Consider the following 19,553-nt stretch of genomic DNA (forward strand, 5'->3'; position numbering starts at 1 on the left):
CACTTTAAGTAAAAACTTCAGAGTGCTTCAAACAAATACGTCTATTTATGGTTGTATCGATGAAAAATCCTTACACTAAGCCACATTGTTTCGAAACTTAGCCTTGAAATATGGATGTTTGAACTCAATATCTTTGATAAATGATTTATCTCAGTATTCTTAGTTCCAAACTGGCAGAGACTGAAGGCATTATGAGTAGATCGGGAACGGTCTGATTAAAGAGAGATTCACGAAAAATGATAACTAAGCTACTGACAAAAGTGATTGGCAGTCGCAACGACCGAACACTGCGCCGCCTTAGAAAAATTGTAAAAGAAATTAATAACTACGAGCCAACATTCGAAGCTCTAAGTGATGAAGAGTTAAAAGCAAAGACGGTTGAGTTCCGTGAGCGCCTAGAGAAAGGTGAAACTCTTGATAAATTACTTCCTGAAGCTTTTGCTACGGTTCGTGAAGCATCTAAGCGTGTCTACGGCATGCGTCACTTCGACGTTCAGCTTATCGGTGGTATGGTTCTAAATGCGGGTCAAATTGCGGAGATGCGTACAGGTGAAGGTAAAACGCTGACTGCAACGCTTCCTGCTTACTTAAATGCTCTTGCTGGTAAAGGCGTTCACATCGTAACAGTGAACGATTATCTAGCTAAACGTGATGCTGAGACGAACCGCCCTCTATTTGAATTTTTAGGTATGACCGTTGGCGTAAACGTGCCAAACATGCCTCCTCAAGAGAAAAAAGAAGCGTACCAAGCTGACATTCTATACGGAACCAACAATGAATTTGGTTTTGACTACCTTCGTGACAATATGGCTTTCCGTAGCGAAGACCGTGTACAGCGTGATCGCTTCTTTGCTGTTGTCGATGAGGTGGACTCAATCCTAATTGATGAAGCTCGTACTCCTTTGATCATTTCTGGTCCTGCTGAAGATAGCTCTGAGCTATACACTCGAATCAACCTTTTGATCCCGCATCTGAAAAAGCAAGATAAAGAAGACTCTGAAGAATACCGTGGTGATGGTCACTACACTGTTGATGAAAAATCAAAGCAAGTATACCTAACAGAAACGGGTCAAGAATACGTTGAAGAGCTGTTGGTGAAAAACGGTCTGATGGAGGAAGGTGATACACTTTACTCTCCGGCTAACATCAGCATGTTGCATCACGTGAATGCTGCTTTGCGTGCTCATGTGTTATTCGAGCGTAACGTTGATTACATCGTTACTGATGAAGGCGAAGTGGTCATCGTTGATGAACACACTGGTCGTACAATGCCAGGTCGTCGTTGGTCTGAAGGTCTTCACCAAGCAGTAGAAGCGAAAGAAGGCGTTAAGATCCAAAACGAAAACCAAACTTTGGCTTCTATTACCTTCCAGAACTACTTCCGTTTATACGAAAAACTGTCAGGTATGACAGGTACAGCGGATACTGAAGCGTTCGAATTCCAGTCTATCTATGGTTTGGAAACGGTGGTTATCCCAACCAACAAGCCGATGATTCGTAACGATATGCCAGATGTGGTTTACCGTACTGAAGCAGAGAAGTTTGCGGCAATCATTGAAGATATTAAAGAGCGTGTTGCCAAAGGGCAGCCAACGCTTGTTGGTACTGTGTCGATTGAAAAGTCAGAACTTCTTTCTAACGCATTGAAGAAGGCTAAGATCAAACACAACGTATTGAACGCGAAATTCCATGAGAAAGAAGCGGAAATTGTTGCTGAAGCGGGCATGCCTGGTGCGGTAACTATCGCGACCAACATGGCCGGTCGTGGTACGGACATTGTGCTTGGCGGTAGCTGGCAATCAAAAGTTGAAGCTTTAGAGAACCCAACTCAAGAGCAAATCGATGCGATTAAAGCAGAGTGGAAAGTGGTGCATGACCAAGTGCTAGAAGCTGGTGGTCTACATATCATCGGTACTGAGCGCCACGAATCTCGCCGTATTGATAACCAGCTACGTGGTCGTTCTGGTCGTCAAGGTGATGCGGGTTCATCGCGCTTCTACCTATCTATGGAAGACTCTTTGCTACGTATTTTCACTTCTGATCGTATGGCGAGCCTTATTCAAAGTGGTATGGAAGAAGGTGAAGCTATTGAATCGAAAATGCTTTCTCGCTCAATTGAAAAAGCACAGCGCAAAGTGGAAGGTCGTAACTTTGATATCCGTAAGCAGCTGCTTGAATACGATGATGTAGCGAACGATCAACGTAAGGTTGTCTACGAACTGCGTGACGAGTTAATGAACGTTGAAGACATCAGCGGCATGATCGAGCAAAACCGTGAAGATGTGCTAACAGCGGTTATTGATGAGTACATTCCACCACAGTCACTAGAAGATATGTGGGATGTTGAAGGTCTACAAGAGCGCTTGAAAGCGGACTTCGATCTTGATGCGCCAGTGAAGCAATGGCTTGAAGAAGACGACAAGCTTTACGAAGAAGCATTACGTGAAAAGATCATCAACCTAGCCGTTGAAGTGTACAAAGAGAAAGAGGAAGTGGTGGGTGCACAAGTGCTTCGCAACTTCGAAAAATCGGTCATGCTTCAGACACTGGATACGCTTTGGAAAGAGCATTTGGCTGCGATGGATCACTTGCGTCAAGGTATCCATTTACGCGGTTACGCACAGAAGAATCCAAAACAAGAATACAAACGTGAGTCGTTTGAACTGTTTGAGGGTCTACTAGAAGCGCTGAAAACAGACGTTATTACTGTTCTATCTCGTGTTCGCGTTCAGCAACAAGAAGAAGTTGAACGTATGGAAGAACAGCGTCGTGCGCAAGCTGAAGAAGCCGCTCGTCGTGCGCAAGCGCAACACGCTGCAGCACAAAATCCGCTTTCTGAAGGCGAAGAATCTGAAGAAGGTTCAAATCAACCAATGGTACGTGATGAACGTAAAGTAGGTCGTAATGAACCTTGCCCTTGTGGCAGTGGCAAGAAGTACAAACAGTGCCACGGCAAAATCGACTAATCTGTTAGTCGGATTATTTATCAAAGAGTCGCTTAGGCGACTCTTTTTTTAAATAAATTCTTTGGCTATCAAATTCCATAAGTTTGATAGGTCAGCAAGTTTTTGAGATGTAGAAGCTCGTTGTCACAATAGAAAAGTACAACGGTCTTGAGAGTTAGGAATCCCCATGAAAAGAATTCACATAGTCGCGGCAATTATTTTTAACCAAGACAAATCAAAGATCTTTATTACAAAGCGTCCTGATGATAAGCACAAAGGCGGGTTTTGGGAGTTTCCGGGTGGCAAAGTCGAGCCGGGAGAAAGTATTGAGCTTGCTATTACAAGAGAACTCGAAGAAGAAGTGGGAATTGAAGTTATTGAGCAAGCCCCTTTTGAACACTTGGAATACGACTATCCAGATAAATCACTCAAGTTTGATTTTATTACAGTATCTCAATTCAGTAATGAGCCTTACGGTCGAGAAGGTCAAGAAGGATGCTGGGTTGAGATCAGCGAATTGGGCGACTACACCTTTCCTGAAGCGAACGTACCTATCTTGGAGCGTGTTGTAAAAGAGTTTGCTTAAGCTCGATGAACTTGCTTGTGGTAACCATAGTATGTTGTTAGTTTAAACAGATTAAGCAAAACGAGAGAACGAGAGCAACCTCGTTATCTAGAGAAGGAGAGAAAGCGCAATGGTTCGTATTGCAATCGCAGGAGCAGCTGGCCGAATGGGCCGTAATTTGGTTAAAGCTTCACACCTTAATCCTGAAGCGACAGTGAGCGCGGGATCAGAACGACCTGAGTCTTCACTTGTCGGCGTCGATATCGGTGAGCTTTGTGGTGAAGGTAAATTCGATGTGCTCTTAACGGATGATCTTGCTAAAGACGTCGATAATTTTGATGTAATCATCGATTTCACCGCTCCAGTAAGCACATTAGCGAATCTCGAGTTGTGTAAGAAATACGGTAAGAGCATTGTGATTGGGACGACTGGCTTCAGCGATGCAGAGCGTGATCTTATCGATGAAGCAGCCAAGCAAGTGCCTGTTGTGATGGCGCCAAATTATTCTGTAGGCGTAAACCTTGTCTTTAAGCTTCTTGAGAAAGCGTCCAAAGTGATGGGGGATTACTGTGATATCGAGATTGTTGAAGCACACCATCGCCATAAAGTTGATGCCCCCTCTGGTACCGCTATCGGAATGGGAGAAGCTATTGCTGGTGCGATGGGTAATAAGCTGAATGATGTAGCTGTCTATGCCCGAGAAGGCATTACTGGTGAAAGAACAAAAGATGAGATCGGCTTTGCTACGATTCGCGCTGGCGATATCGTCGGTGAGCATACAGCTATGTTTGCTGATATCGGGGAACGAGTGGAAATAACGCACAAAGCGACTGATCGCATGACGTTTGCTAATGGGGCCGTAAAGGCTGCCGTTTGGTTGAGTGTTAAACCTGCGGGCTTTTATACCATGACAGATGTTTTGGGATTGAATGAACTCTAAATACATAATTATTCGCCGGCGCTAGCCGGCTTTTTTATATCTATAGAATTATTTGTAAATAAAATGATTCTGATAGAGAAGATTTTAGCACTTACTTTTGTTGTGTTTTTGTCTGTTTTGGCTTTGTTTTTGGGTGTAGCCGTTAAAAGTGTTCCTATTTTTGTCTTGGTGAACGTTTGCGTTAAAAACTAATAATTTTTTGTGATCCCTAAAAAGTTCAAATTTGTAAAATTCATTAAACCTCTATCCCTCCCTATGTAATAGCATTCAAAAGTTGTCTTTTTGAGCCTTACTAATTCGAAATGACCTTACTTGCTAGAAATTGATAATTTATTTTTGATTGTAGGTTGACAGGTTTCCAGTCCAACTTTAGAATACCGCCAATTTGTCTGAAATACCTATTTATGTAGATTTTATAGGTAAAGGAAGGCATGTTTGCAGTTTGATTTATTTTTTTTGCATTTTTATTCTGGAGGTTGTCTTGGGTAAATTAGCACTGTTAGTCCTAGAAGATGGGACAGTGTTCCACGGAGTGTCCATAGGGGCAGATGGTATTTCCGTTGGTGAAGTCGTTTTTAATACCTCGATGACGGGGTATCAAGAAATCCTCACTGATCCTTCCTATTCTCAGCAAATCGTCACCCTTACTTATCCTCACATTGGCAATACCGGAACCACTTCCGAAGATGAAGAATCCTCTTCCATTCATGCACAAGGCCTTGTGATTCGCGATCTTCCTCTTATCGCTTCTAACTTCCGTAATGAACAATCCCTCTCTGATTACCTTAAGTCTCAAAATATCGTTGGCATCGCTGATATTGATACGCGAAAGCTCACTCGTATCTTGCGTGAAAAAGGTGCTCAAAACGGTTGTATTGTTGCGGGTAATAACCTAGATGAAGCTTTGGCTTTAGCGAAAGCAAAAGAATTCCCAGGCTTAAAAGGAATGGACCTTGCGAAAGAAGTTACAACGAAAGAAGCGTATCAATGGAAACAAGGTTCGTGGACGCTTGAAGGTGGACTTCCAGAGGCGAAAGATGACAGCGAGCTGCCATACCACGTCGTTGCTTACGACTTCGGCGCAAAACGCAACATCCTACGAATGTTGGTTGACCGCGGTTGCCGCTTAACGGTTGTTCCTGCTGAAACGTCAGCGGAAGAAGTGCTTGCGATGAACCCGGACGGTGTTTTCCTATCAAATGGCCCTGGTGATCCAGAGCCATGTACTTACGCGATTGAAGCGACAAAAGTGTTCCTAGAAAAAGGCTTACCTATCTTCGGTATCTGTTTAGGTCACCAAATCCTTGCGTTAGCGTCAGGTGCACAAACCGTGAAAATGAAGTTTGGTCACCATGGTGCAAACCACCCAGTAAAAGATTTAGAGCGTAACGTTGTGATGATCACTTCGCAAAACCACGGCTTTGCGGCAGATGAAGCAACGTTACCGGAAAACTTACGTGCTACTCACGTATCGTTATTTGATGGCTCTTTGCAAGGTATTCACCGCACAGACAAGCCAGCATTTAGCTTCCAAGGTCACCCAGAAGCGAGCCCAGGCCCACATGACGCGGCACCGCTATTTGACCACTTTATCGAACTAATCAAAAAACACAGCGCTTAATTCGGAGTAGTAGATAATGCCAAAACGTACTGACATTCAAAGTATTCTAATTCTTGGTGCTGGTCCGATTGTTATCGGTCAGGCATGTGAGTTTGACTACTCTGGCGCACAAGCGTGTAAAGCTCTTCGAGAAGAAGGCTACCGAGTTATCCTAGTTAACTCTAACCCAGCAACCATCATGACTGATCCTGAAATGGCAGATGCAACTTACATCGAGCCAATTCAATGGGAAGTAGTACGTAAGATCATCGAGAAAGAACGTCCAGATGCAGTTCTGCCAACTATGGGTGGCCAGACTGCACTTAACTGTGCGTTAGATTTAGAGAAGCACGGCGTTCTCGCAGAGTTTGGCGTAGAGATGATTGGTGCAACGGCTGATGCAATCGACAAAGCGGAAGACCGTTCTCGTTTTGATAAAGCGATGAAGTCTATCGGCCTTGAGTGTCCTCGCGCAGATACAGCGAAGAGCATGGAAGAAGCTTACAAAGTTTTAGATATGGTTGGCTTCCCTTGTATCATTCGTCCATCGTTCACCATGGGTGGCACTGGTGGTGGTATCGCGTACAACAAAGAAGAGTTCGAAGAAATCTGTCGTCGCGGTCTGGATCTATCTCCAACCAACGAACTTCTTATCGATGAGTCACTAATCGGTTGGAAAGAGTACGAAATGGAAGTCGTTCGTGACAAAGCGGACAACTGTATCATCGTATGTTCAATCGAAAACTTTGATCCAATGGGCATCCACACGGGTGACTCAATCACAGTAGCACCAGCACAGACACTGACCGACAAAGAATACCAACTAATGCGTAATGCATCGCTAGCGGTTCTGCGTGAAATCGGTGTTGAGACAGGTGGTTCAAACGTACAGTTTGGTATCAACCCGAAAGATGGCCGTATGGTTATCATTGAGATGAACCCACGTGTATCTCGCTCTTCTGCGTTAGCGTCAAAAGCAACAGGTTTCCCAATCGCTAAGATTGCCGCGAAGCTTGCTGTTGGCTTTACTCTGGATGAACTACAAAACGACATCACCGGCGGTGCAACACCAGCATCATTCGAACCAACTATCGACTACGTCGTAACTAAGATTCCTCGCTTTAACTTCGAGAAATTTGCTGGTGCAAACGACCGTCTGACTACTCAGATGAAATCGGTTGGTGAGGTAATGGCGATTGGTCGTAACCAACAAGAATCTCTTCACAAAGCACTGCGTGGCCTAGAAGTTGGCGCAACTGGTTTTGACGAGATGGTCGATTTAGAAGCACCAGATGCACTGACTAAGATTCGTCACGAACTTAAAGAAGCAGGCGCTGAGCGTATCTGGTACATCGCCGATGCATTCCGAGCTGGCATGTCAGTTGACGGCGTGTTCAACTTGACTCAAATTGACCGTTGGTTCCTGGTTCAAATCGAAGAAATTGTAAAACTCGAAGAGCAAGTCAAGGCGGGCGGCTACGCAGGTTTGACCAAAGAAGTGCTTCGCCAGATGAAACGTAAAGGCTTCTCTGATGCGCGCTTGTCTAAACTGCTTGGTGTCGCTGAAAGTGAAATTCGCCGTGCTCGTGAGCAGTTTGATATTCACCCGGTTTACAAACGTGTAGATACGTGTGCCGCTGAGTTTTCTTCTGACACGGCTTACATGTACTCATCTTACGATGAAGAGTGTGAAGCAAACCCAACAGACAAAGACAAGATCATGGTTCTTGGTGGCGGTCCAAACCGTATCGGCCAAGGTATTGAATTCGATTACTGTTGTGTACACGCATCACTTGCGCTGCGTGAAGACGGTTACGAAACCATTATGGTTAACTGTAACCCAGAAACGGTATCTACTGACTACGATACGTCTGATCGCCTGTACTTCGAACCAGTAACTCTGGAAGATGTACTGTCTATCGCTCGCGTTGAAAAACCAAAAGGTGTGATTGTTCAGTACGGTGGTCAAACGCCACTTAAACTGGCTCGTGCTCTAGAAGCGGCTGGTGTTCCAATCATTGGTACGAGCCCAGATGCTATCGACCGTGCGGAAGACCGTGAACGCTTCCAGGCAGCTGTTGACCGTCTAGGTCTACTTCAGCCAGAAAACGCGACAGTAACAACGATGGAACAGGCGGTTGAAAAATCGAAAGAAATTGGCTTCCCATTAGTTGTTCGTCCATCTTATGTACTCGGTGGTCGTGCGATGGAAATCGTATACGACGAGCAAGACCTGCGTCGCTACTTCAACGAAGCAGTAAGCGTATCGAACGAGTCTCCAGTTCTACTAGACCGTTTCTTGGATGATGCAACCGAAGTTGATATTGATGCTATCTGTGACGGTGAACGCGTCGTTATCGGCGGTATCATGGAACATATCGAACAAGCGGGTGTTCACTCTGGTGACTCTGCATGTTCACTGCCTGCATACACGCTAAGTCAGGAAATTCAAGACAAGATGCGTGAGCAAGTTGAGAAGCTGGCGTTCGAACTCGGTGTACGCGGTTTGATGAACACGCAGTTTGCTGTGAAAGACAACGACGTTTACCTAATCGAAGTGAACCCTCGTGCTGCTCGTACGGTACCATTCGTATCGAAAGCGACAGGCGCTCCTCTAGCAAAAATTGCTGCACGTGTAATGGCGGGTCAATCTCTAGAGTCACAAGGCTTTACTAAAGAGATTATCCCTCCTTACTACTCAGTGAAAGAAGTGGTTCTGCCGTTCAACAAATTCCCTGGCGTTGACCCGCTATTGGGCCCAGAAATGCGCTCAACAGGTGAAGTAATGGGCGTTGGCGCAACATTCGCAGAAGCTTACGCGAAAGCAGAGCTAGGTTGTGGTGCAGTTTACCCTGAAGGTGGTCGTGCGCTACTGTCTGTACGTGAAGGCGATAAAGAGCGTGTTGTTGACCTGGCTTCTAAGCTAGTGAAACTGGGTTACCAGTTGGATGCGACACACGGTACTGCTGTAATTCTGGGCGAAGCGGGTATCAACCCACGCTTGGTAAACAAAGTACACGAAGGTCGTCCACACATTCTTGACCGTATCAAGAACAACGAATACACCTACATCGTAAACACGGCTGCTGGTCGTCAAGCGATTGAAGATTCGAAAGTTCTACGTCGCGGCGCACTGGCAGAGAAAGTGAACTACACAACGACACTGAACGCAGCGTTCGCTACATGTATGTCTCATACTGCAGACGCAAAAGCGTCAGTAACTTCGGTTCAAGAGTTACACGCTAAAGTGAAAGCGAGTCTAGACGCGTAACAGATAAAAATCAGTAAGCTCGTTAATCAGGGCTTACATGACAACCTCATTGCCCGCTCATTTGAGCGGGCTTTTTTATATCGAGGTTTTTCTAAAATGAAGAGCATTAAAGTGTGCTAGGAACGATTGGTATGCTTTGCTTTTGAAGATCATCAAGCTAATTATGGCAAGCAATATTCCCAAAGATGAAGAAATAGTACTACCACTTGCTACAACAGAGTTGACGCTGTAGGCCTGAGGGATTAAGCCGATCATAATTCTTTAAACAGATAGGTAATTAGCAAAAGTTAAAATAAGCAGTGTTGAGCTTAAAAACATACTAACTATGGAGCTATTCGGTATATTCTTTTTTCTAAGACTAAGTTATAAGTTGATTCTTCAGTATCAAGAGAGTATCCGTTACTTTTTGCAAAAATATCTGCCGCTATTAGTGAAGGATAAAGAAGAAAAAAACTAGTTACCGATATGATTAGAAATACCTTACTAGAATTTTTAAACTCACTTTTAGTTAGGAATTTATTTGATTTTAATGTTTTTACAGACATTCTAGAGCATTCAAATAAGATCAAACTAGAGCCTATGATCAAAATATCAGCCTGATCAAAAGATGAATAACTTTCATTATTATAGATTTTAATATAAAAATCTGACAATCCATCAAAACCATATATTAATAGCGATATTGCGGATACTAATAAAACTATTAAATAAAAAAATACTTGCGTTCGGTCGTAACTCTCTTTTTTCACCGTAACAAACCTCGCTGTATTTCTTGAGAGAAGATCATACTTTGAGTCTTACGTTGAATCTCATTATATTCTTCTTTTGCTCTTTTCTTTGCTTCTATATCTCTTTGCTTTAAGTAAATATCTATAGAGGTTATTAACTTCTGTGTTAAACCTCATTTATCATTTTCTCTATTCAATAAAAGACCTACAGCCGAGCTTATCAAAATAGCCCCTAATAATGGGCCAGCGCTTAAAGTTACAACACTGCCACCCACTGCTGCGGCAAAGTTTACAAATATAGCTGCTGCAGCTGACGATAACCCGATAGTGATTATATCACTAGCTAAAGTACCAAATAGTTTGGCTAAGGTTTGACGGTCATTGAGGAAAAAGTCAATCACTCTGTATGTGGATATTAAGATAATTGTTATTATGCCCCCACTTCTAATGGATTGTAATGCCCCTTCTGGTCCAACAGCGAACTTTGCCACAGTTGGTGTGGGAAGAAACTTTCCTAATCCAGAAAGCTTTGAGTGCATAGCAGGGGAGCCTGTGAGTATGATATGTGGAGATCCAGAATAATTTTTGACGATAACAGAGCTATTATTTCCGTACAAATAGTTTGATAAGTTGGTTATAAAAACTAAGTCCTGTCCTGTAGCATAATAGTTTGCTGAATTCTCAAACATTCCCTTTATGTTTTCCAACGTTCTATTTTCGCTTTGTCTTTTACTTTGTTCTTGACAACGATATCAAAACTCTCGATAGATAAGATAATGGTTTCTTTATCTCGATGTTGATTATTTGATTTATAAAGTGGGTAGGTGCTTATACTACCAGTACTTTTTGAGGATTGATGTCGTGATAAAGGGTAGTTGCTAGTCATGTATTTTCCTCAGATATCGGACTTCGAACGCTGACAATGTAAACTATACATGCTGAACAGATTTTTTATATTCGTCTAGTTTTATATTTAAAGGTAAGCGTTTGATCTCATTATTAGGAATCGATTTGTGACAGTGATTCAATTCTTCCTAACAACTAAATTTTATATAAAAGTTTGGAATCAAGTTTATGCATTAATTCTATGAAAATTAGGAATAGATTGGTGTCTTGACTTTCCATTGGTGGTTTTGTGAATAAGTGCTACCGTTTTTCCTCTTTGATGCCTCTTTAAATAAAAAGGATGTGTAGTGGAAATCACGGTTGAGATTTTGTTGGCTCTATTTTTTGTTGCGACTGCCGCAGGCTTTATTGATGCGATGGCTGGTGGGGGAGGGCTCATTACGCTCCCTGCGCTTTTGGCAGCAGGGTTGAGTCCGACTCAAGCTCTAGCAACCAACAAGTTACAAAGTTCGTTTGGCAGTTTCTCTGCTAGCTGGTATTTCGTGCGTAACGGTATTGTCAGCCTAAAGGAAATGCGTTTTGCGATACTTTGCACTTTTATCGGTGCAGCGATCGGTGCCGAGGCTGTGCAGTTTATCGATGCTAGCGTACTCACCAGTTTGATTCCTGTTCTTTTGATTGCCATTTCTCTCTATTTTTTACTCGCGCCAAGTACACGAAAAATCGATGGAGAACCAAAGTTATCTGAAGCGATGTTTGCGCTATGCATTGGTGGTGGGATCGGTTTCTATGATGGCTTTTTTGGCCCTGGGACTGGATCTATTTTTACTGTTTGTTTTGTTGCACTAGGTCACTTTTCTTTGGTCGAAGCCACTGCTAGAACCAAAATCCTCAATTTCACGTCAAACATTGCGGCACTACTCTTTTTTATCTTAGCTGGGTTGCCAGTGTGGAAGCTTGGCTTAACTATGGCTGTTGGCGGTTTTCTTGGTGCTCAGTTAGGGGCAAAGGTCGTGGTAAGTAAAGGGCAAAAATGGATTCGTCCTCTAGTTATAGTGATGTCGATGCTCATGGCAACGAAACTTCTTTGGCAACAACATCAGCAATGGATTTTGTCAGTGTTATAACTCGTTCTCTACGTTCAACTACGCTTATTCATGAATCATATGTAAAGAAATACTGATATATCTATGATTTCATTATAGCGTGATATCGTACTTAAAATGAAAAAGTAATAAACAATTTTCATTTAATAAAGTTAGAATGCTATGCATTTTTATCAATGAATTTGATAAGTATGTTATTAAATTTATCCCTAAGCATGAACAGCTTCGATGGAATAGTTTAAAGGGTAAATTAGAACTTATTGCAAACTACTATGCAACTGTAGATTATTTGGCGTATTTAGGTAGAGTTGCTGTAGCCTTGTTAGGTAGCGCAGCTCCTATTGCAGTTGAGAAGTATGGTGGTTTTAATCATATTGTAATTAAAGGAACACCTAGTTTACAAAGAAAAGTTATGGCTTTGTCTGGTAAGATTTCGCCACCGATGGCCGTAAGTTTTGCTATAGGAAAAGAAAAGGTATTACAGACGGTTAAGCAAGGTGCAGTTATTACTGTTATTTTGGTCACATCTTATATAATAGCTGAGTATTTATTCGAAGAGTCAAATAAAAGAGTATTGGCTAAATTATTTGGAGTTATAGCAAGTGACATTATTAAAGTGGGTTTGGCTGCTTTAGTTGCTAGTATAACATTAAAAACGATGGTTTCTGTAGGTGTTGTCGCTGCTGGTGGTTCAGAGGCTCTGTTTGTGGTTGTTTTTGTCGGTGTTGTTGCCAGCTTTACAACTAGTAAAATAAATGAAGAATTTAACCTTACAAAGAGGTTCCAAAAGGGAATTATGCTATTTTGGTCTCAAAAGGAAGAGGTGAAAAATGGGAGATGAAAGATAAACAAACCAATACCGAGCGATGCAAAGCTTTAAAAATAGTGGTTTTTCATTATGAAAAATGAAGAAATAGATTATAGCACATTTATTATAGGTTCAATTCTATTTCCTATATGTACATATTTTATGATTTATCTTCCGGTATCTGATTTGTTGGACTTTTTTGGAGCAATTTCATCCGATCAGGAAAGTTTATCCTTAGGTGGTCAGAATATTCAGTTATTTTCATCCGGTTTTTTATTTGCTTTGCTTTCTTATGTTTCTATTTATACTGTTTCTACTAAGAGAAAGCCAAATAAAGAAAAGCTTAAAAATCTTTTTAAATTATGTTTTGTTTTATTAGTTTCTAGCTTTTTGTTTTCTTATATGTTTAATGAGTGGCTGCTGTCTTATGCTGAAAGTCATGGATACCATTATTCTGAGGAACTTAGTTCTCGATGGTTTTTAAGTGAGTACTATGTTTTTGTAAAATGACTATGAAATACACTTTTACATTATACTCTACTTCAATTGTCTAGTTGTTGTTATGTCGATGCTCATGGCAACGAAACTTCTTTGGCAACAACATCAGCAATGGATTTTGTCAGTGCTTTAACTCGTTCGCTGCGATATGTGCTGTGGCGCAAGCAGATATGTATTGGTCGAATTAACTGTCCTAGTTCTTCAAAGTCATAGCAGAATTTGGGTGTGATATTAAGTGTCTTCAGGATAGATTTAGGAATTAAAGCAGGAGCCATTCCGCCCAAAGCCAGTTGTGCTGCCGCAGTGTATGAATCCATTTCCATCAAAGGCTCAATTCCGTATTTTGACAAAATAGCTTGTTGGTAAGTGTTGGCAGGATTGGTTAAGTCATTGGTCAAAATGGCTTTGGGTAGTTGCGAAAGTGGGTATCTACTTACGATTGAAAAAGGTTCATCAGCGAGGTGAAGGCTCATTAATCCATGATGAGGCGGTAAATAACCAGCACAGAATCCCAGTGTCGCTTTACCTGATTTGACGTTCTCAATAATGCGTGGTGTATGATTGGTCGATATTCGTATGTATTGGTCATGGGCAAAGCGTTTTGCCATGATCACACTAAGGTATCCAGCGACTAAGGTTTCAGAGCAGTCTATCTTGATCAAAGAAGTATCTTCTATTTTTTGCTGATCATAGATCTGACCTCTTAACTCATTGAACGTTGGCTCGATCGTGTTGATGAGCGCAAGGCCATCGGAGGTCAGCTTTATGTGCCGACCACTTGGCTCAATCAATTTTTTTCCTAACTTCTTCTCTAGATTCGAAATGCGCTTACTCACCGCAGATTGACTAATATAGAGTTGGCTGCCTGTGCGGCTCATGGTTTTTTCTTTACTGAGGACAAGTAACGTCTCAATACCTTCAAGCAACATAATAATTAATGAAAGTTAGGAATGGTTGAGATAATTTAGCGAATTGTCCAAGAATTGGCTAATCAAATGAGCATAAATGAGAGGAGCCGACACTTGGTCGACTCGATGATGAGTGATGCTGTTTGTGTTTAACGGTTAATTGCGAAAGTTGGCAGGGATAGATGCCAACGAATAGCACCGAGACGTATAATGAGCGTTGAGATTACACCAGCGAGTAAAGCCGTTGAGTGGTCATAACCCATGTTTACCGCCATCGTATGGAAGATGCCGCCAATAATACATGCCGTAGCGTAGACTTCACTTCTTAATACCATAGGAACTTCGCGAGCCAGCACGTCTCGTATAATGCCACCTCCACAGCCAGTAATAACCCCCATTATCACAGCGACCATTCCAGATGCATTGTAGGCGAGTGCCTTCTCTACTCCAATTCCCACAAATACAGCGAGACCGATGGCATCACAAACGGGTAATACCCACCATGAGAGTCGCTTGGGTCTTCGAATAACAAGCATGGTTAGTAGACACGTAACAAATATCACCCATAAGTACGTAGTATCTGTTATCCAAAATACAGGAGTGGCACCTAGCGCCATGTCTCGGATTGTTCCGCCACCAATAGCAGTCACACTGCCGAGAACGATAACGCCGAATGGATCCATTTTTAAACGGCCCGCCAGTAACACGCCAGAGATAGCGAAAACAGCGGTACCGAACAAATCGATCATATAAAGCAGCATGGAGTCCATGTTACTTAGTACCTTTATATAGTGTGAGAAAAAATGGGCGGAAATTGTACGGTATTTGCCACGAAATCGTTAGCGTTTTTGACGAACGCTTTTAAAGTGCTCACACACTTCTGTGATCGCATTTAGTGTGCGTGGGGTTGGGCGGTTAATCCAATCTGAGTTTAGAGACCAGATGTGTTTATTTCTAAGTGCGGGAAGCTCATTGCTCCACTCTGCCCACATACCATCATTACTCATTGCGTGACGAGAAGTAAAAATAACCTCTGGTTGGCGAGTGATGACCTGCTCGATGCTGACCTGAGGATAAGGCGCGCTGGATGCTGCGAAAATGTTTTCACCACCGCAAAAAGTAAAGACTTCACTTGGCCAGTTCTTCCCGGCGACAGTGATGATAGGCTTTTCACTCAACTGATAAAAGTAACGAACTTTCTCGTGCGTGTTGTACTTCTCTTTTAGTGTATTCAGTTGCGTTCTAAAATCTTCAGCGGCCTTTTGTCCTATTTGCGGGGTTTCGCTGTATTGGCTTAGCTGCTCGATATTATTGGCGATATCTTCCAGTGAGCCTGTAGTGGAATAATAGATAGGAATGCCGAACTGTTTAATTTTCTCCAGCTCTTTTGCCGGGTTTCCTGCCGGCCAAGCAATGACTAAATCCGGTTGAAGAGCAATAATGCGCTCTAATTTAATTCCTTGGTAATTAGAGACTCTTTCCAGCTGCTTTGCCTGCTCTGGATAATCACTCATTTCGCTGACAGCAACAAGCTTGTCTCCTAGCCCTGCCGCAAAGGCAATTTCAGTGGCATGCGGAGCTAAACTTACAATGCGTTGCGCTAGTGTTTGGGCGAAGGTCGCTGTCGAAACAAACAGCGTTAATGCGAAGCATAGTTTATTCATCATAATCCTTGATAAATCATTCCTAAAAGCAGACTTTGGATAGCTATCCAAACGAAGACTCGCCAAACGAGCAGCGTATGTATTTGTGAAAGGTGAATAGCCGATGGGGCAATGCGTCCACCGATTTTAGCGCGTTCCGCACGTATACCTTGATAGATAGCAGGGCCGCATAAAGAGAGTTGTAGTTTGTGTCCGATGGTACACAACACCCAGGCAGGTCCAGGTAGTGGCCAAGACTTCGCTTGTTGCTGTACACCAGAAAGCACATTGCTTATGTTCTTTCCTACAGCTAAAAGTATGGCAAAGAGACGAAGTGGAATAATATCCAGAGCGGCAACCAGCTGAACGGCAGGTTTACCAAAGGGCAAATATTGGCGTCGGCTAGGGGACCAAACTCGAGCTAACTCTGTGGTTAGTCGATACATTAACGCACCAATACCACCTGCGAGTGCGTACCAAAATAACACACCGATTACGTTGCGGCTGTATCCCATAATCACAGCTTCTGAGCTTGCTTTACCTATGCCGATGATCGAGAGGCTGTCAGTATCGCGATTAAGATATGGTCTCAGTAATTGTCGGCACTGGGCTTTGTCTTCTCTCGACATACTTGTGACGAGTTGTTTTGTTAAGGCTTCGCTGTTGCGCCAGTTCAAAGCAATGATCAATAGCACTAATTCGTATAAAGGCACTTGCCAAACGAATGGCTCCACGGCAATCAGCAAGCTCAAGCAAGGCAATAGCATCAAGCCCAATGCAAGACTGCCGGAGGTCAGGCTCTGTGAGTAACTGTGATTATTGTTCACTTTGTTGGCGAGCTGCTCAGCTAACTTTCGCCATAAAGTGATGGGATGCGATGAACGGGGGATTGGTAAAAGAAGGTGAAAGAGCAGTGCGCCCCACATAATAAGGAGCGCACCGTTGGCATAAAATGACTGAAAAACTTCTTCCATGAATGAGTCGTTTACTTAATGAGTTCCAGCATTTTGAATACCATTTCAGAAGAGCTTTTTGCTGCTAGCGGTAGGAACTCATCAAAGCTCATTGGTGACTCTTTATCAGCGACATCAGAGATTGCACGCACAACAACAAACGGCGTGTTGAATTGGTGACAAGTTTGAGCGATAGCAGATGCTTCCATTTCTACCGCGATAACGGATGGGAAGTGCTTACGAATAAACTCTTGGCGTTCAGCGGTGCAAACAAATGCATCACCAGTACAGATCAGGCCGCGAACTGCATGAGTGTTTTCCATTTGCGCTAGTGCCTTTTCTGCTAAATCCATTAGCTTTTCATCCGCTTTGAATGCAGCAGGCTGGCCAGCCATTTGGCCAATTTCATAACCAAAAGCGGTCACGTCTGCATCGTGATGACGAACTTCTGTTGAGATAACAACATCACCTAGATTTAGGCTTGAATCGAAGCCACCAGCAGAGCCTGTGTTAATCACAACATCTGGCTGGTATTCATCAAGAAGAATGGTAGTGCCTACTGCAGCTGCAACTTTACCGATACCTGATTGTAGTACGACTACTTCTACATCATTAATTTGACCAGAGAAAAACGTACAACCTGCTTTATTTACGGTTTTGCAGTTTGTGATTGATTCTTTCAGGATGGTCACTTCTTGTTCCATCGCACCGATGATACCAACTTTCATAACACTCTCTTTCGGTAAATATTTTAGTTGGCCGAGAGTATAGCACTCCCCGTGAGCAGTTTTCTATTTGATGAGCTTAGCTTGAGTGAGCTTTTCTCGTAATTGTTCGGCGCGCTTTCTGTTTACGCCAAAGTCAGAATAGCCCACACGTGACTCTGAGCGAACAATCAGTTTGTCTCCTGCTACTTTTAATTCGAGGTCATCCACGAAGCGCATGATTTTAGATGTGCATTCTATCCGAAGGTAATCACCCTCTTTTACCGCGGTTTTGGCGCCAGGAAGTTGAAGCGCGGCTTGCTCAATGGCATCTAACGTTGCGGACTCAGTGAGCAAAAAAGGTGCTAATTGAAACTTGTCTCTTGAGTCCTGAGTTGAAACGCAATTTGGTTTGTCACCACAAGGTGATTGAGAACGATCTGGCATACTGGTGACTCCTTGGCTGCAGGCTGTAAGGCTGAGTAAAGCGATGGAAAGGAGAGCGGCTTTTTTCATTGTATTTACTCTTATAATTTTGCTTCTAATTATATGGATACAAAAGAAAAAGGATCCAATAATAGGATCCTTTTTGTGATGTTAGCTGTGATTAGACTTCTAGGTAATCAAGAATGCCTTCTGCCGCTTTTCGCCCTTCATCAATGGCGGTTACGACGAGGTCTGAGCCACGGACCGCATCACCGCCAGCGAAGATTTTCGCATTGCTGGTTTGGTACATGAACGCTTGCTCAACAGGTGCCTTGATACGTCCCCATTGGTCTAAATCGACACCATACGGTTCTAACCAGTCCATTTTGTGTGGCTGGAAACCAAATGCCATGATCACGGCATCCGCAGGCAATACATGTTCACTGCCTTCCACTGGTTCTGGTCTGCGACGACCTGCATCATCGGGCTCACCTAAAGCAGTTTTTACCACTTTAACGCCCGATACGTTACCTGAGGCGTCGACCTCCACACCGAGTGGTTGCAGGTTAAACATAAACTTCACGCCTTCCTCTTTAGCGTTTTTCACTTCTCGACGTGAACCTGGCATGTTGGCTTCGTCACGACGATAAGCGCAAATCACATTGGAGGCTCCTTGGCGAATAGAGGTTCGTACACAGTCCATTGCGGTATCGCCACCACCAAGCACGACCACTTTCTTTCCTGCCATGTCGATAAAAGGTTGGTTGTTCTCAAGCTCCATGACTTTGTAGGTATTCGAAATTAAAAATGGCAGCGCGTCATACACACCCGGCGCATCCTCATTTTCTAGTCCTGCACGCATGTATTTATAGGTGCCAACGCCTAAGAAAATGGCATCGTACTCATCGATTAGATCTTGCATTTGTATATCTTTACCGACTTCCACGTTCATGCGGAACTCGACGCCCATTTCAGTGAACACACGGCGACGATTTTCCATTACCCCTTTTTCAAGCTTGAACGAAGGGATACCGAAAGTCAGTAGTCCGCCGATTTCTGGGTAGCGGTCAAACACGACTGGCTTAACGCCATTGCGCACTAGGATATCAGCGGCAGCCAAGCCTGCTGGGCCAGCCCCAATGATTGCGACCTTTTTATCGGTCCACTCCACCTTGGACATATCTGGCTTCCAGCCCATTTCAAAGGCTTTGTCGGTAATGTACTTTTCTATATTACCGATGGTGACGGCACCAAAGTCATCATTAAGCGTGCATGAACCTTCACATAGACGGTCTTGAGGACAAACGCGTCCACATACTTCAGGTAAACTATTGGTTTGATGCGATAGTTCAACCGCTTCAAGAATACGTCCCTCATTTGCCAGTTTGAGCCATTGAGGGATGTAGTTGTGTACTGGGCACTTCCATTCACAGTATGGGTTACCGCAATCTAAACAGCGGTCTGCTTGCGCAGTGGCTTGTTGCTTAGTAAACGGCTCGTAGATTTCAACGAACTCGATCTTACGAACTTTGATCGGCTTTTTAGCCGGATCGACACGTTGAACATCGATAAATTGATAAACGTTCTGGCTCATGATTCAAACATCCTCCAT

General features: G+C 43.2%; 18 protein-coding genes. 8 read left to right on the forward strand and 10 right to left on the reverse strand.

Annotated features, from left to right (window positions below; all coding sequences use genetic code 11):
- Positions 1 to 236: 236 nt before the first annotated feature.
- From secA to carB, 5 genes are all read left to right on the forward strand, one after another.
- Entirely contained in the window at positions 237 to 2,966 is a 2,730-nt protein-coding gene (secA, locus tag ACHFJ9_RS10240; protein WP_005396435.1) for a preprotein translocase subunit SecA, read from the forward strand.
- 166 nt (positions 2,967 to 3,132) lie between these two features.
- Positions 3,133 to 3,531 (forward strand): 8-oxo-dGTP diphosphatase MutT, encoded by a 399-nt coding sequence (gene mutT / locus ACHFJ9_RS10245; RefSeq protein WP_005396433.1) that lies wholly within the window; start codon positions 3,133 to 3,135, stop codon positions 3,529 to 3,531.
- A 109-nt stretch (positions 3,532 to 3,640) separates the two neighbouring features.
- Positions 3,641 to 4,450, forward strand: coding sequence for a 4-hydroxy-tetrahydrodipicolinate reductase (gene dapB, locus ACHFJ9_RS10250; RefSeq protein WP_395356727.1), 810 nt, complete (start codon positions 3,641 to 3,643; stop codon positions 4,448 to 4,450).
- 481 nt (positions 4,451 to 4,931) lie between these two features.
- Positions 4,932 to 6,071 carry a glutamine-hydrolyzing carbamoyl-phosphate synthase small subunit gene (gene carA, locus ACHFJ9_RS10255; RefSeq protein WP_046873990.1) on the forward strand — a complete coding sequence of 380 codons (1,140 nt, stop codon included), beginning with the start codon at positions 4,932 to 4,934 and terminating at the stop codon, positions 6,069 to 6,071.
- 16 nt (positions 6,072 to 6,087) lie between these two features.
- Complete coding sequence (gene carB / locus ACHFJ9_RS10260) at positions 6,088 to 9,321, forward strand: carbamoyl-phosphate synthase large subunit (protein ID WP_005381854.1); 3,234 nt, start codon at positions 6,088 to 6,090, stop codon at positions 9,319 to 9,321.
- Between the two features lie 323 nt (positions 9,322 to 9,644).
- Here the strand turns inward: carB and ACHFJ9_RS10265 are convergent, their stop codons facing one another.
- The 3 genes from ACHFJ9_RS10265 to ACHFJ9_RS10275 all read right to left on the reverse strand — a co-directional run bounded on the left by ACHFJ9_RS10265 (position 9,645) and on the right by ACHFJ9_RS10275 (position 10,935).
- Positions 9,645 to 10,070 (reverse strand): hypothetical protein, encoded by a 426-nt coding sequence (locus ACHFJ9_RS10265; protein WP_104974496.1) that lies wholly within the window; start codon positions 10,068 to 10,070, stop codon positions 9,645 to 9,647.
- A 152-nt stretch (positions 10,071 to 10,222) separates the two neighbouring features.
- Positions 10,223 to 10,738, reverse strand: a complete 516-nt coding sequence (locus ACHFJ9_RS10270; protein ID WP_395356730.1) for a hypothetical protein — start codon at positions 10,736 to 10,738, stop codon at positions 10,223 to 10,225.
- A 5-nt stretch (positions 10,739 to 10,743) separates the two neighbouring features.
- Complete coding sequence (locus ACHFJ9_RS10275) at positions 10,744 to 10,935, reverse strand: hypothetical protein (protein WP_395356732.1); 192 nt, start codon at positions 10,933 to 10,935, stop codon at positions 10,744 to 10,746.
- A gap of 307 nt (positions 10,936 to 11,242) precedes the next feature.
- Between ACHFJ9_RS10275 and ACHFJ9_RS10280 the strand changes: the two genes are divergently transcribed.
- The 3 genes from ACHFJ9_RS10280 (at position 11,243) to ACHFJ9_RS10290 (ending at position 13,319) form a co-directional block, all read left to right on the forward strand.
- Entirely contained in the window at positions 11,243 to 12,022 is a 780-nt protein-coding gene (locus ACHFJ9_RS10280; protein WP_005396424.1) for a TSUP family transporter, read from the forward strand.
- A gap of 136 nt (positions 12,023 to 12,158) precedes the next feature.
- Complete coding sequence (locus tag ACHFJ9_RS10285; protein ID WP_395356734.1) at positions 12,159 to 12,842, forward strand: hypothetical protein; 684 nt, start codon at positions 12,159 to 12,161, stop codon at positions 12,840 to 12,842.
- A gap of 57 nt (positions 12,843 to 12,899) precedes the next feature.
- Positions 12,900 to 13,319 carry a hypothetical protein gene (locus ACHFJ9_RS10290; RefSeq protein ID WP_104969066.1) on the forward strand — a complete coding sequence of 140 codons (420 nt, stop codon included), beginning with the start codon at positions 12,900 to 12,902 and terminating at the stop codon, positions 13,317 to 13,319.
- Between the two features lie 62 nt (positions 13,320 to 13,381).
- Here ACHFJ9_RS10290 and ACHFJ9_RS10295 read toward each other — a convergent pair whose 3' ends face one another.
- From ACHFJ9_RS10295 to ACHFJ9_RS10325, 7 genes are all read right to left on the reverse strand, one after another.
- On the reverse strand, positions 13,382 to 14,236 hold the full coding sequence (locus ACHFJ9_RS10295) for a LysR family transcriptional regulator (protein WP_395356737.1): 855 nt from the start codon (positions 14,234 to 14,236) through the stop codon (positions 13,382 to 13,384).
- A gap of 128 nt (positions 14,237 to 14,364) precedes the next feature.
- On the reverse strand, positions 14,365 to 14,985 hold the full coding sequence (locus ACHFJ9_RS10300) for a TRIC cation channel family protein (protein ID WP_005387377.1): 621 nt from the start codon (positions 14,983 to 14,985) through the stop codon (positions 14,365 to 14,367).
- 69 nt (positions 14,986 to 15,054) lie between these two features.
- Entirely contained in the window at positions 15,055 to 15,879 is an 825-nt protein-coding gene (btuF, locus tag ACHFJ9_RS10305; protein ID WP_395357423.1) for a vitamin B12 ABC transporter substrate-binding protein BtuF, read from the reverse strand.
- Positions 15,879 to 16,832, reverse strand: a complete 954-nt coding sequence (locus tag ACHFJ9_RS10310) for a cobalamin biosynthesis family protein (RefSeq protein WP_258623639.1) — start codon at positions 16,830 to 16,832, stop codon at positions 15,879 to 15,881. The genes btuF and ACHFJ9_RS10310 overlap by 1 nt, the downstream gene beginning before the upstream one ends.
- Before the next feature lie 11 nt (positions 16,833 to 16,843).
- Positions 16,844 to 17,539 (reverse strand): 5'-methylthioadenosine/S-adenosylhomocysteine nucleosidase, encoded by a 696-nt coding sequence (mtnN, locus tag ACHFJ9_RS10315; RefSeq protein WP_395356740.1) that lies wholly within the window; start codon positions 17,537 to 17,539, stop codon positions 16,844 to 16,846.
- Between the two features lie 63 nt (positions 17,540 to 17,602).
- Entirely contained in the window at positions 17,603 to 18,031 is a 429-nt protein-coding gene (locus ACHFJ9_RS10320; RefSeq protein ID WP_031780533.1) for a DUF1499 domain-containing protein, read from the reverse strand.
- A gap of 91 nt (positions 18,032 to 18,122) precedes the next feature.
- Positions 18,123 to 19,535, reverse strand: a complete 1,413-nt coding sequence (locus ACHFJ9_RS10325; protein ID WP_395356742.1) for an FAD-dependent oxidoreductase — start codon at positions 19,533 to 19,535, stop codon at positions 18,123 to 18,125.
- Positions 19,536 to 19,553 lie beyond the last annotated feature (18 nt).

The sequence above is a fragment of the Vibrio sp. D3 genome (assembly GCF_043995865.1).
GTDB lineage: Bacteria > Pseudomonadota > Gammaproteobacteria > Enterobacterales > Vibrionaceae > Vibrio > Vibrio diabolicus.